Origin of the sequence: Brevundimonas sp. M20 (assembly GCF_006547065.1) — a bacterium.
Classification (GTDB): domain Bacteria; phylum Pseudomonadota; class Alphaproteobacteria; order Caulobacterales; family Caulobacteraceae; genus Brevundimonas.
In genome coordinates this window covers 387,988-404,433 of the sequence record NZ_CP041243.1, presented here as the reverse complement: position 1 = coordinate 404,433, position 16,446 = coordinate 387,988, and the positions used below count along the sequence as shown (strand labels likewise).

Genomic DNA, 16,446 nt, shown 5'->3' with positions numbered 1-16,446 from the left:
CCTGCGCGAGAAAGGGCGGGATTGTGATATCTGATGTCAAAGGCGCCTCTCCCAGCGGTAAAGATAAGCAGGTGGGCGCAGAAGTTGAAACCCTGAAGGTCTCTGTCTCGGTGGATCATGCCACCGCGAGACGTTTCGATGCCGCCGTGGATGTGAGCAGGGCAGAATCGGGCGATCGGGACGTCCGGCGGAGCGGACCCAAGCCCAAGCGGGACGTCTGAAGGTTGCTTACCTCTCCCCTACTGGCGCACAGCCGTTCTCCCAGACGAGCTAAGACGAACAAAGGAAGGCCAGCATGCGCCGGCCTTCGGTTGTTACTCGGAATTGGGCGGTCCGAAGTCACAACTCCGTACCGCTGATTTGCGTGTCCAGAGCCTCATCGTCCGCAAGTGGGTGGCTTGCAGGCGATTCTGATAATCTCCGACCCGTTCTCATCTATTGTGGGTCAGTTCTCATCTATTATGACCCGGACCACCCGGAGCCCGGCTCTTACGCGTCGACGGCGGCGTCGAGGGCGTTTTCCTGGATGAACTCGCGGCGTGGCTCCACCACATCGCCCATGAGTTTGGCGAAGAGGTCGGAGGCCTCTTCCTCATGCTCGACCGAGACCTGCAGCAGGGTGCGGGCGTTGACGTCCAGCGTCGTCTCCCACAGCTGCTCGGGGTTCATCTCGCCCAGACCCTTGTAGCGCTGGATGGCGATGCCCTTCTTGCCGGCGTCGAGGACGGCGTCGAGCAGATCGATCGGACCGCGAATGGTCACGGTCTTGTCCTTGCGACGGAAGACGGCGGGGGCGTCGAACAGGCCCTCGAAGGCGGCCGCGCGCTCGGCCAGACGACGGGCGTCAAGCGAGCGGATCAGGGCTTCTTCCAGAACGATGCGTTCGGTCACGGCGCGGCGAACACGCTCGAAGGCGACGGCCCCCTGCGCGCCCGGAGCGCCGGACCAGGCGCCGTCGCCTTCCTCGGCGAAGAGGTTCAGACGTTCGGCGGCCTTCGACACATCCCCGCCCTCATCAGAGAACAGACCGGCGAGGGCCGACTGCTCGATGGCGAAGGCCGGAGCGCGCTGCGACAGGCGATCCACGCCCGCCTTGAAGGCCTTGGCCTCACGGACCAGCGCCTGCAGGTCCAGACCGGTGCGACGCTCGCCGGACGGCAGGTCCAGCTCGGCGTCCGACGAACCTTCCTCGATCAGATAGGCGTCCATGTCCGCCTGGTCCTTGAGGTAGCGCGACTGCTTGCCCTTGGAGACTTTGTAAAGCGGCGGCTGGGCGATGTAGACGTGCCCGCGCTCGATCAGCTCCGGCATCTGACGGTAGAAGAAGGTCAGCAGCAGGGTGCGGATGTGGGCGCCGTCGACGTCGGCGTCGGCCATGAGAATGATCTTGTGGTAGCGCAGCTTGTCGGCGTTGAAGTCGTCGCGGCCGATGCCGGTGCCGAGCGCCAGAATGAGGGTGCCGATCAGTTCGGACGACAGCATGCGATCAAAGCGGGCGCGCTCGACGTTCAGAATCTTGCCGCGCAGGGGCAGGACGGCCTGATTTTCGCGATTGCGGGCCTGTTTGGCCGAGCCGCCGGCGGAGTCACCCTCGACGATGAACAGCTCGGACTTGGCCGGATCGCGTTCCTGACAGTCGGCCAGCTTGCCGGGCAGGGACGAGATTTCCATCGCCGTCTTGCGGCGGGTCAGGTCACGGGCCTTGCGCGCGGCCTCACGGGCGGCGGCGGCCTCGATGATCTTGGCGACGACCTGTTTGGCCTCGACCGGGTGCTCCTCGAACCAGGTGGCGAGACCTTCCGAGCACAGGGCCTCGACCGCCGGGCGGACCTCTGACGAGACAAGCTTGTCCTTGGTCTGGCTGGAGAATTTGGGATCGGGAACCTTGACCGACAGAACGCAGGTCAGGCCTTCGCGGGCGTCCTCGCCCGAGACCGAGACCTTCTCCTTCTTGGCGGCGCCGGCGGCTTCGATATAGCCGCCCATGACGCGGGTCAGCGAGGCGCGGAAGGCCGACAGGTGGGTGCCCCCATCCCGCTGGGGGATGTTATTGGTGAAGCACAGCATCGTCTCGTGGTAGCTGTCATTCCACCAGAGGGCGAGGTCGAGTTCGATCCCCTCCTTCTTGCCGCGGATGACGATGACGTCCTTGAGCAGAGGGGTTTTGGACTTGTCGAGGTGGCGCACGAAGGCTTCGACGCCGCCCTCGTAGTGCAGGATTTCCTCAAACGGCTCGGCGTGGCGGTCGTCGCGCAGCTTGATGACCACGCCCGAGTTCAGGAAGGCCAGCTCACGCAGGCGGTGTTCCAGCGTCTTCAGGTCGAAGTCGATGTGGCTGAAAGTGGTCAGCGACGGGAAGAAGGTGACCTGGGTGCCGGTCAGCAATTCGCCTTTCTTCGTCCCCTCGGTGCGGATCGGAGCGTCGCCCGTGACCTTGAGGCTTTCGGCGGTGTCGCCGCGCTCGAAGCGCATTTCGTGGCGCTTGCCGTCGCGGAAGATGACCAGCTTCAGCCAGTCGGACAGGGCGTTCACGACCGAGACGCCCACGCCGTGCAGACCGCCCGAGACCTTGTAGGAGTTCTGGTCGAACTTACCGCCCGCGTGCAGCTGGGTCATGATGACCTCGGCCGCGGAGACGCCTTCCTCGGCGTGGATGGCGGTCGGGATGCCGCGCCCGTTGTCGGTCACGGTGACCGAACCGTCGGCGTTCAGGATCACCTCGACCAGATCGGCGTGACCGGCCAGGGCCTCGTCGATGGCGTTGTCGACCACCTCATAGACCATGTGGTGCAGGCCCGAGCCGTCGTCGGTGTCGCCGATATACATGCCGGGGCGTTTGCGAACGGCATCCAGGCCCTTGAGAACCTTGATGGAGTCGGCGCCGTATTCGGCCGGGGCGACAGCGTCGTCGGGGGTCTGGTCGGTCATCAAATCGGTCGGTGAGACGGCCCTGTGAAGGACCCGGAAAACGGCGCGAATCTGGCCCGCGCCGGAAGGCTCAGAATATAGGAATTATCGCGGGAATTGCGAGCTTTCCGGGGCGATTCCCGTGGGTGGTTTCAGGGGGCGCCGACAGGGTCGGAATCCGGCTCGACATCCTCGAGCAGGAAGAGAAGCGGGGAGACGATGAAGTCGCGCGTCGGGAAGCGACCGCAGTCCTGGATCATGCCCTGAAAACAGGCCTCGCGCGGACTGCGCGGCTCCAGTTCGCCGCGGGCGACACCTTCGAGGCGCAGGCGTTGGGCGGCCATCAGCATGGCGTTGCGACGATGACGGCGAGAGGGACGGCGTGGCGACATGGGCGGGCTTTCGGAGTTGGAAGTGGATTGCGCCCATCTCCCTCCCCGCCCGGCTTCGTGCGTCTCCCTTCCCCCTCGAGGGAGGAGGGCCGGGGATGGGGGTGAGGGCGCGGTGTTTCGGCGTGAGGCGCGGGAGGCGGGGTCGATGGAGCCTTTCGGGGTGGTTCTGAGCGTCACTGCATTCACCCCACCCAACCCTCCCCCCTCCGCCAAACGGGAGGGCTTTGAATGGAGCACGACTGTTCGCCGCATCGGCCCGGATCGGCCTCGCCCTTCGGGCTCCGGGATGACAAGCATGCGGTCTCGGCCCGCCGCGAAACGCGGCAGGTCGAGTGGGAAGGGCGCGGGACGCCGGGCCTCGCCCGGTGTGTGGTGTTTTGTTTTACCGTTTCGACGAGAGCGACGTCCCGCGCGGCCGTTTTCCACACGTTCCTCCGGTTGGCGGCCTTTGCTTGGGGCCTTGCCGGATCACCGCCGGGATCATTGCTGACCCCGACGCGGGGCGGACTTCGACCGTTCAGAGACGCCAGCGGTCCGCTTCCAACAGCGCGCGGCGAGCAAGCGGACGGGATCCATCCCTGCCCGACGAGCCCCCCCGCACTCTCCATCGCGCGGGCTTCATCGCTCGGCCACAGCCCGCCGTCGTCGAGAAGCGTGGATCCGACGCCCTCCCCATCGACGGGATGGACGTATTGTGAGGGCCGGGCTTCCTATGGCGGGAAAATGACGCTGGGCCGGGAAATTATGGAGCGCAGTCAGAGGGTTAGTGCCCGGAATTGCGCGGGCAGGACGTGAACTCCTCCGTATCTTTGAAGGATGGAGTGCGGCGCCTCACCTCTCCATCGCCCGCTTCAAGGCGATGGGGAGGACAGATCGCGCAGCGATCAGGAGGGGGCGGCGCAGGCGTTTGACGGTTGGTCGCCGACACCGGTGTTCGAGGCGTCTTCTGCCGACACCGAGCCGCCCTCTCCTGACCGTCGCTGCCGCGCCGGTCTGTCCTCTCCATTCGCTTGAGGGCGAATGGAGAGGTGAGGTCGAGAGATGCGCGGCCGACTGTGTAACCCCACTCCCTCCTACGGCTGACGGCGCGGCCCCTTCCCTCTCCCCGAGGGAGAGGGCGGCAACCTAGCCAAACCCGCCGTCCGCCACCTTCACGAACTGGGCCCTACCCGCCAACGGCGCGAACAAATCCGCCTCGGTGCCGGTCATGAAGGCCTGAAGGCCGAGGGCCTCGATCTCGTCGAACAGGGCCGCGCGGCGGGCCGTGTCGAGGTGGGCCGGGGCCTCGTCGAGGAGGAGGATCGGGGCCGCGCTCTGGCCGGACAGACGGGTTATCTGGGCGAGGATCAGGTTGAGGACCAGAGCTTTCTGCTCGCCGGACGACCCCTCGGCGGCGGGGCGGTTCTTCTCGCGATGCAGGGCGGTCAGGTCAGAGCGATGCGGACCGAACAGGGAGCGGCCGGCGGCGGCGTCGCGCCCGCGCGAACGCACCATCCCTTCACGGATGGCGGCGGCGATGGCGTCCGGGTCCGCACCCGAGACGGCCATGGCTTCAGCTTCCCCCGTCAGGCTGAGATCCGCCTGCGGGAAAGGACGATCATTGCGGGCGTCGATGGCGGACTGGAGGACAGTCAGGGCCGCGGCGCGGGCGGTCGCGGCGGCGGCTCCGGCCTCACCCAGCCTGACTTCCAGCGCATCAAGCCACAGGGGGTCGGCCGGGCGGCCTTCGGCGCCCTCCGTCAGCAGGCGCAGGCGCTCGCGCAGGGCTTTTTCGTAGGCGGAAACGGCGGCGGCGTGATCAGGGCGGTCGGCGAAGACCAGTCGGTCGAAGAATTTCAGCCGGGCGGCGCGGGCGTCAGAGAACAGACGGTCCTGTTCGGGCGTGGCCCACACGGGGCGCAGATAGTCGAGCAGACGGCCCGGCTGGGCGGTCTCGCCCTCGATGCGGACGATGCGGCGGGCCGCGCCGGGCGTCTGGACGCCGGTGCCGAGTTTCGTTTCGCCCTCGCCGTCGGTGAGGACGGCGGCGACGGCCCAGGCGCGGCCGGTCGCCTCGCCCGGCTCCCGGCGGCCCATCTCCGGAGCCGTGGCGCCGCGCAGCCCTTTGCCGGGCGTGAAGAGGCTGAGCGCCTCCAGCAGGTTGGTCTTGCCGGCGCCGTTCGGCCCATGAAGCACCACCGCCCCCGCCGCGATGGGCAGGGTCGCGCTCGCATAGGAGCGGAAGTCGGTGAGGGTGAGAGATGTGATCAAGCGTGGGTGAAAAGTGGCTGGTGAGTAGAAGAACGGCGCGCACCGCTGGCGACCGGGTGAATTCCGCCCGCAGTCCAGCAATCACCAATCACTACCCACCAATCACTTCGCCTCACACCCGCAGCGGCATCAGCACGTACTGGACGCCCGGATCGCCCGGATCGAGGACAAGGGTCGGGCTGGCCGGGTCGGCGAATTTGAAGTGGGCGGTTTCGCCGGTGATCTGGCCGGCGACGTCGAGCAGGTAGCGGGCGTTGAAGCCGATCTCGAAGGGCTCTTCCGAATAGCCGATCTCGACTTCCTCGACGCCCTGCCCGGCCTCCATGTTGCGGACGGTCAGGGTGACGCGGTCCAGCTCGAAGGCCAGTTTCACCGAACGGCTCTTTTCCGCCGAGATAGTGGCGACGCGATCGACGGCCTTGGAGAACAGGGCGTTGTCGATGTCGGCCTGCTTGTCGTTCCCCTTGGGGATGACGCGCATGTAGTCAGGGAAGGCGCCGTCGATGACCTTTGAGGTCAGAGAGGCCTCGCCGAACTCGAAGCGGATCTTCTGGGGGCTGACCTGCACCTCGACGGCGCCGGCGCCGTCATCCAGCAGGCGGCGGACCTGATCGACGGTCTTGCGCGGGACGATGACGCCCGGGCCGCCGGCGGCGCCTTCGGGGGCCGGGGTCTCGGCGAGCGCCAGACGGTGCCCGTCGGTGGCCACGGCGCGCAGCAGCGGAATGCCGCCCTCGGCCACCGTGTGCAGATACAGGCCGTTCAGATAGTAGCGGGTCTCTTCGGTCGAGACGGCAAAGCGGGTCTTGTCGATCAGCCGGGCCAGGTCTTCCTTCGTCAGAGTGAAGCGGGCGCCCGTGGTCTCGGTCGACATGACCGGGAAGTCGCCGGCCGGCAGGACCGGCAGGTTGAACTTGGACCGACCGGCCTGGACCAGCAGGCGGGGGTCGTCGCCCGAATAGGACAGGGACACCTCGGCGCCATCCGGCAGCTTGCGGACGATTTCGTACAGGGTGTGGGCCGGGGCGGTGATCTGGCCCTCGACGTTCACGGTCGCCTCGGCCTCGTCGACCATCTCCATGTCGAGATCGGTGGCCGCGAAGCTGAGCTTGTCGCGGCCCGCCGACAGCAGGACGTTGGAGAGGATCGGAATGGTGTTGCGACGCTCGACGACGCTCTGGACGTGCCCGAGGGCCTTCAGAAGCGCGGAACGTTCGATGGTCAGTTGCATGTCGTCTCGCCCCGCGGCGACTCACCGAGAGCCGCCGGTAAACTATGGGGTATGGACACTAGCGGATTAGCGGGCCGGAGCAAGGAAGTGGCGAGTGACGAGTGGCGAGTGGCGAGTGAATAGGTGTGGAACAGTCGGCGCCCCTGTGGAACGCCCGTTCTCGTCACTCATCACTCGCCACTGCGGCGTCAGCCGCGCAGCTTGCGCGTCAGGGCCTCGACGTCGCGGGCGATCTGTTCGTCCTGGGCGATCAGCTCCTCGATCTTGCGGACGCCGTGCAGGACCGTGGTGTGGTCGCGCCCGCCGAAGCGACGGCCGATGTCCGGATAGGAGCGGGTCGTGTGCTGCTTGCACAGATACATGGCGATCTGGCGCGGGCGGGCGACCGAACGGGTGCGGCGCTCCGACAGCAGGTCGGCCTGCTTGAGGGTGAAGTGTTCGGCGACGGTCTTCTGGATCTCGTCGACGGTGATGCGGCGCTCCGGCCCGCCGCGCAGGGCCGAGCCGAGCAGGCCCTGCGCCTCATCGACGGTCAGGGCCGACAGGCGGCCGGCGGCGACGGCGGCCAGGGTGTTCACGGCGCCTTCCAGCTCGCGCATCGAGCCGGGCGTGCGATCGACCAGATGCTCGAGCACGTCGGGACGGACCTCGCCCGAGACGACGCCCAGCTTCGCCAGGGCCTCGATGCGGTTGCGGGCCACGGCCAGCTTGAGCGAGCGATCCGCCGGTTCGACCGGGCAGGTCAGGCCCGAGGCCAGATGGCTGCGCAGGCGCGGCTCGACCTCGGTCAGGGCCATCGGCGGCTTGTCAGCCGAGAGGATGATCTTCTTGCCGTCCTCGATCAGGGCGGTCAGCGTCGAGAGCAGTTCTTCCTGGGTCGAGGCCTTGCCGCCGACGAACTGGACGTCGTCGATCAGCAGCATGTCGGCCGAGCGCAGGCTGTCCTTGAAGGCGGCGGTCGAGCGGTCCTGCATGGCGCGCACGAAGGTCGACAGGAAGCGTTCGGCGGTCAGATAGACCACCCTAGCGTCCGGACGCAGGCGCTGGGCCTCCCAGGCGATGGCGTTCAGCAGGTGGGTCTTGCCGTAGCCGTAGGGGCCGCAGAAGAAGATCGGGTTGAAGTGACCGTCAGCCCAGGCGGCGGCCTGACGGGCGATGGCCAGGGCGAAGGCGTTGCCCTGACCTTCCACGAAGCTGTCGAAGGTCAGGCGGTCCTGCAGACCGGCGGCGCGCACGGCGCGGGCGCCGTCGGCGACCGGGGCGACCGTGGCCAGGGGCATGGAGGCGTGGGGCATCGCGACGACATTGCCCGACAGGGCCGAAGGGGCGGCGCGGCCGGCGGCGACCTGCGAGGCCGGGGCGACCGAGCCCATCTCGGCGCGGCAGCGGACGTCCAGACGACGGGCCTGGGCGTCGAGGCCCAGCCACAGCTCGTTCATGCGACGCAGGGCGTTCTTGCGCACCCAGTCACGGGCATAGGCGGTCGGGGTGACGAGGATCAGTTGACCCGAGCCGTCCACGCGCACGGCCGACGGCGCGATATAGGAACTGAACGCCCCCTCGCCGATCTCACCGCGCAGCCGTCCGGCCGCTTCGGTCCAGATATGATCCGGATCCGTCATCCCCGCCATCATTGCGCTCCCCATCATCGGTCAGCCACCCGCCGCAAAAATCCATCACGCGACGCCCTTCTGAACCGGCCGATGCAGGGACGACTTCTCCTGCCCGGTGCGACGAAGCCGCCGCCCGGATGGGGTCGTTCTCTCGATCAGACGGCTCACGCCGGTGCGGAACAGGGTTCCGCGCCGTCTTCATCCGTGTGGGGATGGAAGTGCGTCAGCCCCTTGAACTTACGCCCGGCGAAGGGCGGGTCAACGCTGATTCGAGACTCAATTTGCAGTTAAAATTGTTGACTCCAGCAAGTGCTGTCACCGCCTTGGGAAATCCAGATTTCGCCACAGAAGCGAGCGCCGTTTCGCGTGATAACGGTTACCGCCGCACGCGCAAACGGCGAGGGAGCTTGCGCGCCCTCGCCGTTGAAATCGCTCGTGTTTACCATGACAGGCCTGTGAAAGGCCGTCCGGCGCCCGAAAATCAGGCGGCCGACATCTTCTTCAGTTGCGCGGCCAGGCGCGAGACCTTGCGCGAGCCGGTGTTCTTGTGAACGACGCCCTTCGACACAGCGCGCATCAGCTCCGATTGAGCTTCGACGAACGCGGTCCTGGCGGCGCCGGCGTCACCACCGGTGACCGCTTCCTGGAACTTGCGCAGGAAGGTGCGGACGCGCGTGCGGCGCGCCTTGTTCACTTCGGTGCGGGCGGCGATCTTGCGGATCGCTTTCTTGGCGCCGGGATTGTTGGCCATCAGTCAAACCTTCGAACGGAAAACGCCGCGGAACTCACATCCACGGCGTGCGGAAATCTCAAGAGCGCGCGGCTATAGCGGAAAGGGTCGGGGGGATCAAGGCGAGTCTGACTCGGATTCCGTGTCCCCTCATCCCCGCCTCCAGCGCTGCAGGTGATCCAGCACATCCTCGACCAGCTGGTCGCGGGTGAAGCCGGTGACGTCCCGGGCGCGACCGGCGTCGTCCGAGCGGGCGGACAGCCGCCACTCCATGGTCCGGCGTCCCTCGGGCGCATCCAGGGCGCTGAGGGCCGGACGCGGACGCCGCAGCGCGGAGAGCCGGTAGTGGAAGGCCCGGCCCTCGGTCACATCGACGGTGAGGGACGCCCCGCCCTCGTCGGCGACGGCCTCGGCGGCCAACCCCTCATCCCGCAGGCCGTCCCGCACGCTCTCCAGCGCCGGAACGCCGGCGCGGGCCAACTGGCGATCGATCTCCTTGCGGGAGGCCGGCGAGAATATCCGCTTGAGCTGCTCGGACAGAGGCGGCGCCTCGGTCTCCAGCGTCCGCCCGGAAAGGTCCGCGTTCATCTGGCGCACCAGACCGACCGAGATCAGGATCATGATGACGGTGAACGGCAGGGCCGCCACGAGCGTGGCCGCCTGCAGCGCGCCCAGACCGCCGGCCAGCAGCAGCAAGGCCGCCACCAGCCCCAGCAGCAGGCACCAGTAGAGCCGCTGCCATTTCGGCGTCTCGTCCGCCCCTCCGGAGGCGATGGTGTCTATGACAAGGGCCCCGGAATCCGCCGAGGTGACGAAGAAAACGGCCACCAGCATGATCGCCAGGGTCGAGGTGATGGCGGCGCCGGGCAGCTGCTCGAGGAAGTGGAACAGGGCGGTCGAGAGGTCGGCCGTCACGGCCTGGGAGATGGCCCCGGCCGCCGCCCCCATGTCCAGGCTGATGGCGGTGTTCCCGAAGACCGTCATCCAGAGGAAGGTGAAGCCCGCCGGGACCAGCAGGACGTTCAGGATGAACTCCCGTACCGTGCGACCGCGCGAGATGCGGGCGATGAACATGCCGACGAAGGGCGACCAGGCGATCCACCAGGCCCAGTAGAACAGCGTCCAGTCCGCCATCCACGCCCGCGGCTCATAGGCGTACATCAGGAAGCTGCGCTCGAAGAAATGGTCGAGGTAGAAGCCGAAATTCTGGACCAGCGCCTTGAACAGGAAGCCGGTCGGCCCGACCGCCAGCACGAATATCATCAGCAGGACGGCCAGCGTCAGGTTCAGCTCGGACAGGCGCCGCACCCCCTTGCCCACCCCGCTGAGCACCGACAGCGTCGCCGCCGCCATGACCACGGCGATCAGCCCGACCTGCACCCAAACGGTGTTGGGGATGCCCAGCAGATAGGACAGGCCGCTGTTCATCTGGGACACGCCGAACCCCAGCGAGGTGGCGATGCCGAAGGCCGTGCCCCAGATGGCGAAGATGTCGACGGCGTCGCCCAACGGCCCGTTCACCCGCTTGCCCAGCAGCGGCGACAGGCCCGAGCGCAGGGTCAGGGGCAGGTTCTTCCGGTAGGCGAAGAAGGCCAGGCTGAGCCCGACCAGACCGTAGATCGCCCAGGCATGGACGCCGTAGTGAAAGAAGGTGATGCCCATGGCCTCGCGGGCGGCGGAAAAGGTGCCGCCCTGTTCAGCCGGCGGGTTGATGAAATGCTGGATCGGCTCGGCGACGCCGAAATACATCAGGCCGATGCCCATCCCCGCCGCGAACAGCATCGCCAGCCACGAGATGTAGGGAAAGTCCGGCTCGGCGTCGTCCCGCCCCAGCTTCAGCGCCCCGGTCGGCCCGACGGCGAGGATCAGGACCAGACCGAGGAAGCCCGCGACGGCGGCGATGTAGAACCAGCCGAAGGTGTCGATCACCCACGCCTGGGCGGCCTGAAACACCCTGTCGGAAGCGCCCGGCGCGAGCAGGGCGAGGAGGAGGAGCAGCCCGATAATCAGGCTCGCCCCCCAGAAGACGCGGGGGTTCATCTTGGCTTTGAGCATTGAGCTCAAGCGTCACCTTAGCGGGAGGGTTCCGAAAAAGAGTCGGAAAGGCGAGATCGCCGGATCAAGGCGATAGGGATGAAACGCTCTAGCCTTCCTCGTCTGAGGCGAGACTCCTCGATGGTACGGCCGTCAGCGCGCCAGATTGTACAAGATCCTCAGCCTCGATCGTCGGCCCGTCCACGATCCGACCCAGAAGTTCATCCTGATGCGACTCCAGCGCCACCAAGCGCGTCAGCACCCGCAGCACGTTCAGCAGTTCGGTAGTGTACTCCGCCAGCCACTCGGTCGGCTGGATCAGGCTGAGCGGCGACGGCGGCCGCTTGTCGCCCATCGGGGGCTTGGAGCGATCCTCGCGTCGATAGCTCCACCACTGGCGGATCACGGGCTTGCCCGAAACCTCATAGGCCCAGACTTCGGGCGACACATTGTCGATGAAGCCCGTACCGATCTTCAGGCGCTTCAGAGCCGAGTCATACTCAAGATCGCGCGGCATCTCGGCCAAGGTCTTGGGCAGCGCCCCTTCTTTGGGGATCGTGGGTTCGGGGCCATCGGTCACGCGCGGCGAGCCAGCGGGGCGGTCGTCCTGGAACCGCTCGCCGAAGGTGTGGAGCCAGATGACCTCACGGCCCAGCTTGGCAGTCTCAGCGAACAAGGCCCCATCGGCGGTGACGGGAATGCGCAGGCCGGGCTGTTTGAGATTCGTTCGGAACCGCTCGACGTAGCCGGGATGGGCGGCGACGGCAGCGATGTAGGCCATCAGATCTTCGGGCGAAATCGCCAAGCCGTAGGTCTCGCCTAGTGACTTGATCAGAACGGGCGAGAAACCAGCTTGCGTCGCGTCAGCGTTACCCCAAAGCGGAAAAACTCGACCACCGCGACCATTGTAGTGGTGCAAATCCGGCATCAGAGAAGTTGCCGTCAAGGACGGCCCGGCGGTCGGCGTTCGGTCGTGAGGCGCAGTGAAATAGACCTGCTGCTCAGAGTGGCCATCCCACAGGGTCGGATTCGCCCGATTAATCAGGCGATTGTCGGGAAGCACCCACTGTCGGTCAAAGGATCTGAAGGCATAGGGAAGAGGGGCATTTCCCGTCCCTTCGTCATCATTCACCGACAATGGCGGATGCTTATGGCCGGCCAAGGATTCCCGTACGACCTTGGTCAGCGTCCGGTCGCCATTCATGTGCGGATGGAAAAGATTTTCCTTCCTTGCGACATCCTTCTCAGCAACCAGGCGCGCCCAGCGCTCCTTAAGCGATTGAGCATCTGGCGCGATAACCCAAGTCCGGCCCGTCATCACTCCAGAGCCGTTGTAGACAAAAAGCTCATCAAGCGCCGGGTAGCCACCCCACGCTGCCTCGGCAGCAGGCAGGAAGGGGGCACGCGGCTCTTGAGGCGCTTCCACCCATCCAGCGTCATCCAGACCAATCGCCGCAAGCGCGTCGAACTTCTCTTTGCGCGCCCCTTCGGGCAAGGAACGCACCCGAACCCGCGCCGACCCCGACGGGCTGTCCGGTCGTTTGCGCAGGGCCATGACGATGCAGACCGTCTGCTGAACCCCATCAAAGATGCGCGAGGACACCGGCGGCTGATGCCCCTCGGGCGTGCAGTCGATGACCCAGATTTCGTCCGCATCGCGACGCAGATCAGCACGCATCTTCTCGAAACCCGGTCCGTTCAGGAAGCCGGCCACGGTGATGAAGCAGACGATGCCCTGACGCCGGGTCCAGTCGTCGATGGCGGCGGTGTCCGTACCACCCCGGAAGGGATCGCCGCCGAAGACCTTCCACGCCGCCCAGCGCCAGAAATAGACGTAAAGATTCCGCAGATGTTTGGCGTGGGCCCCGACGCCCCATTCGACCGGGGGCTGCCAGTCATCGAGAGGCGTGCGCAGTCCCGGCCCCCGGCTTTCGACCCATCCTCCAAGCCCCTTGGCCTTCTCCTTGTAGGGCGGGTTGCCGATGACGACGGTAATGGCCTCGTGCCGCTTGATCCGGTTCGCCTCACGGCGCGACTCCGCGATGCCGGCTACCGAGGTCGGAACCCATTGGGTCTCCTCATCCGGATCGGAGAGGGTGTCCGTGATATACAGACGCAGGGCCGTGGAATCCGTCTTGTCCGGGTCCGCCTCCGTCAGCTCCGCGATCTCGGCCAGCAGACGCAACTGGGCCACCGCGAACGGGCCGAACTGAAGCTCAAACCCGATCAGGCGTTTGAGCGAAGCCTGAACAGCCGCGGGAACCGAGCCGGCCCCTTCTTCATCTTCGACCGTTCTCGCGATCTTGTTCAGCACGCCCAGAAGGAAGGTTCCGGTGCCCACTGCCGGATCGGCGACCGTAACCTCCGACGCCGCGAGACCCCGCGCGAGATTGAACCGAGCAGGTGAGCGCAACGCCTCATCCACCATCCGCACCATGGCGGTGACGACCTCGGGCGGCGTGTAGTAGCTGCCCGTCTTCTTGCGAAGAGAGGTGTCGTAAGCCTGCAGGAACTCCTCGTAGAAATAGAGCCAGGCCTCGGGATGGCCTTTGGACAGGGCCTTCCATTTCACCACGTCCAGCACCCGGACCAGGGTCTGGATCGAGGTCTCCAGAATATGGGCGTCGGCCGTCGGCTGGATCAGAAGACGAAGCGCCGAACCGATAAGGGTGTTCGTCTGGCTGAGTGTCTTCGCCGCCGCGTCTATGCCGAGGCTGAGATCGATGTTCCGCGCCTTCGCCATCAGCAGGCCGAAGGTCACCGCCTGGGCAAACCCGTCGGCGAAATCAGCGTCGGTCGCCTCCGGCAGGAGCAGCTGGCGCCAATCATCGCGCAGCCCGACCAGAACGGTCGATGGCGGTTCGCGCTCAAGCAGTTCGAGAACCTCATCCCGGAGAAGGCGACAGAGGCGTGCCGAGGTCTCGGCCAACTGCTTCGGCGTCCGCGGAGAAATCGGCACCCAGTCGAGGAAGATTTCCAGAAGCGAGAGCAGGGCGAACGGCGCCTTCAGATCGGCGCCGCTCGTCTCGATGTCGCCATCCAGGACAACGATCTCAGCAGCCTTCTCACCATCGCGCCACAAAGAGAAGGCGTTCCCGTCCGTGTAGATGAGGTTCGGTAGAGCCTTCAGCTTCTCCCACTGGGCCTTGTCGTGTTTGTCCTTGAACTTGCGGGGGTCCGCGCCTTTGCCGGGCGCCTTCACCTCGATGTGGCCGATCAGCGCTCCCTTGCGGATGACGGCGTAGTCGGGCCGGGTCAGAAGATCGGCCAGCGAGGTTTCGCCGACGAGGACGGTTCCATCAGCCGCCGGGCCGATCAGAGCGCAAAGGTCGGCGACAAGCCCCTCGAGCGGCGCTCGAAGCTGATCTTCGGGCTGACCAATGACTGCCGAATTTTTCAGCTTGGACGTGGCCGATGCGCCAAAACGCGAAACAGCCTTCGCCAATTCCTCAGTCACAGACATCCATGCCCCCTCGACACCCCCTTCAATCGCTTGGGGATCGTATTTGCGCAACCATAACGACGTCTGGACCTCGCCCAGAATCGCGCGATGATCCCCGAATGTCTCAGTTCGAGCTTTTTTCCATGGCGGCGGAGCGGCCGTCCATAACCCCCGACATCGACACTGTTCGAGCGCGGTTGGGGAATTTGCTGCAAACGCTCGAGGCGGCGGATGCCATGCCGCTGACCGAAAAGCAGCTGCGATTCTGGACGACTGTGGTGCCGCAGATGTCGAACTGGCTCCCGACTGAAGAGCGTCTGACGGTCTGCGCGGCTTTTAACGATCAGATCGAACGCTTGGGCCGCAAGGCCGCCTGAGGCCGGAGCCCCTCCACCCCGCGGCGCCCTGCGGGCGTCGCGCGGTCCCCCTCCCCGTCGAGGGGCGACGGGGAGCAGACGGGGCGCGCTTATTGGCCGGTGAAGTTGGGTTTCCGCTTTTCGACGAAGGCGGCCATGCCTTCCTTCTGGTCGTCGAAGGCGAAGAGGGAGTGGAACAGGCGGCGCTCGAACTGGACGCCCTGGGTCAGGGTGGTTTCGAGGGCGGCGTTGACCATTTCCTTGTTGGCCATGACGGCCAGGGGGCTCTGGCTCGCGATCTTCGCGGCGATCTTGCGGGTTTCGGCCAGCAGGTCGTCATGGGGGACGACGCGGGAGGCGAGGCCGGCGCGCTCGGCCTCGGCGGCGTCCATCATGCGGGCGGTCAGGACCATGTCCATCGCCTTGGACTTGCCGACCAGACGGGTCAGGCGCTGGGAGCCGCCGATGCCGGGGGCGACGCCGAGGTTGATCTCGGGCTGGCCGAACTTCGCCTTCTCACTGGCGATGATGAAGTCGCACAGCATGGCCAGCTCGCAGCCGCCGCCGAGGGCGAAGCCGTTGACCGCGGCGATGATCGGCTTGCGGAAGCGGGTGATGCGGTCGTGGCCGAGGGCGAAATAGTTGCCCGTGTACATCTGGGCGTAGGACTGACCGGCCATCTCCTTGATGTCGGCGCCGGCGGCGAAGGCCTTGTCGCCCGAACCGGTGAGGATCAGGCAGCGCACGCTGTCGTCGTGTTCGACGCTGTCGAGGAAGGCGGCGATGTCGGCGAACAGGGCCGAGTTCAGCGCGTTCAGCGCCTCGGGCCGGTTCAGGGTGACCACCGCATAGCCGTCGTCGTGACGCTCGATCAGGATGTTGGCGTAGGTGTCCATGGAAGACGCTCCGGCGGCGGGTGAAGAGTGAGGGGTGAGTAGTGAGTAGCGGGAGCGGCGGCAACGGTCGATGTCCGCGCCATTCACGACTCACCACTCACTCTTCACCTGCCCTTGATCAGCGCCGCCGGACCAGCAGCAGGGTCAGGATCGTCCGCACGCCCTTGGCGAGCAGGATCTCGATCAGCAGGAGATTGGCGAGCAGCATGGGCGCGCGGCTGAACATCGTCGTCCCGATGCCGACGGCGTACTGGCTCTCGATCCAGACGGCGAAGCCCCACAGGCCGAGCAGGGTCACGACCACGAGGGTGATCAGGACGACGAGCGCGACCTGACCCGCGACGAGGGCGGCTTCGGTCAGGGCCTGATCCCGGGCCGGGCGGTGGCGGCGCTGGAACCAGGCCATGGCGGCGGCCAGCGCGCCCTCGACGATGACGAAGACGATCAGGGCGATCAGGAAGGCCAGACCGGTCGCGCGGGCGGGGTGTGGGTGGGCGGGATCGAGCAGGATCGGCACGACCCGGGCCGCATAGGCGCCCCAGACCAGAAGGCCCGCGAGCAGGCTGGCCCAGAGTTGTTTCTCGCGCAGGCTCAT

11 protein-coding genes are annotated in these 16,446 nt (G+C 66.4%); 1 reads left to right on the top strand and 10 read right to left on the bottom strand.

From position 1 onward, the window contains the following. Positions 1-489: 489 nt before the first annotated feature. The 8 genes from gyrB to FKQ52_RS01995 form a co-directional block, all read right to left on the bottom strand. Entirely contained in the window at positions 490-2,928 is a 2,439-nt protein-coding gene (gyrB, locus tag FKQ52_RS02030) for a DNA topoisomerase (ATP-hydrolyzing) subunit B (protein ID WP_141625637.1), read from the bottom strand. Positions 2,929-3,059: 131 nt separating this feature from the next. Beyond that, a complete protein-coding gene (locus FKQ52_RS02025; RefSeq protein ID WP_141625636.1) occupies positions 3,060-3,299 on the bottom strand; it encodes a hypothetical protein in 240 nt (79 codons plus the stop codon). Between the two features lie 1,125 nt (positions 3,300-4,424). Next, entirely contained in the window at positions 4,425-5,549 is a 1,125-nt protein-coding gene (gene recF, locus FKQ52_RS02020; RefSeq protein ID WP_141625635.1) for a DNA replication/repair protein RecF, read from the bottom strand. A gap of 112 nt (positions 5,550-5,661) precedes the next feature. Next, positions 5,662-6,780 carry a DNA polymerase III subunit beta gene (gene dnaN / locus FKQ52_RS02015; RefSeq protein WP_141625634.1) on the bottom strand — a complete coding sequence of 373 codons (1,119 nt, stop codon included), beginning with the start codon at positions 6,778-6,780 and terminating at the stop codon, positions 5,662-5,664. Between the two features lie 188 nt (positions 6,781-6,968). Beyond that, on the bottom strand, positions 6,969-8,429 hold the full coding sequence (gene dnaA, locus FKQ52_RS02010; protein ID WP_370451011.1) for a chromosomal replication initiator protein DnaA: 1,461 nt from the start codon (positions 8,427-8,429) through the stop codon (positions 6,969-6,971). A 445-nt stretch (positions 8,430-8,874) separates the two neighbouring features. Then, positions 8,875-9,144, bottom strand: a complete 270-nt coding sequence (rpsT, locus tag FKQ52_RS02005; RefSeq protein WP_141625633.1) for a 30S ribosomal protein S20 — start codon at positions 9,142-9,144, stop codon at positions 8,875-8,877. 129 nt (positions 9,145-9,273) lie between these two features. Further along, positions 9,274-11,178 carry a BCCT family transporter gene (locus FKQ52_RS02000; RefSeq protein ID WP_141625632.1) on the bottom strand — a complete coding sequence of 635 codons (1,905 nt, stop codon included), beginning with the start codon at positions 11,176-11,178 and terminating at the stop codon, positions 9,274-9,276. Positions 11,179-11,266: 88 nt separating this feature from the next. Continuing rightward, positions 11,267-14,620, bottom strand: coding sequence for a type ISP restriction/modification enzyme (locus tag FKQ52_RS01995; RefSeq protein ID WP_141625631.1), 3,354 nt, complete (start codon positions 14,618-14,620; stop codon positions 11,267-11,269). A 98-nt stretch (positions 14,621-14,718) separates the two neighbouring features. On the opposite strand from FKQ52_RS01995, the gene FKQ52_RS01990 reads away from it, so the two are divergent. Continuing rightward, positions 14,719-14,976, top strand: a complete 258-nt coding sequence (locus FKQ52_RS01990; RefSeq protein ID WP_141625630.1) for a hypothetical protein — start codon at positions 14,719-14,721, stop codon at positions 14,974-14,976. Between the two features lie 89 nt (positions 14,977-15,065). Here FKQ52_RS01990 and FKQ52_RS01985 read toward each other — a convergent pair whose 3' ends face one another. Together FKQ52_RS01985 and FKQ52_RS01980 are read right to left on the bottom strand one after the other, a co-directional pair. After that, entirely contained in the window at positions 15,066-15,851 is a 786-nt protein-coding gene (locus FKQ52_RS01985; protein WP_141625629.1) for an enoyl-CoA hydratase-related protein, read from the bottom strand. A 118-nt stretch (positions 15,852-15,969) separates the two neighbouring features. Beyond that, entirely contained in the window at positions 15,970-16,446 is a 477-nt protein-coding gene (locus tag FKQ52_RS01980) for a hypothetical protein (protein WP_141625628.1), read from the bottom strand.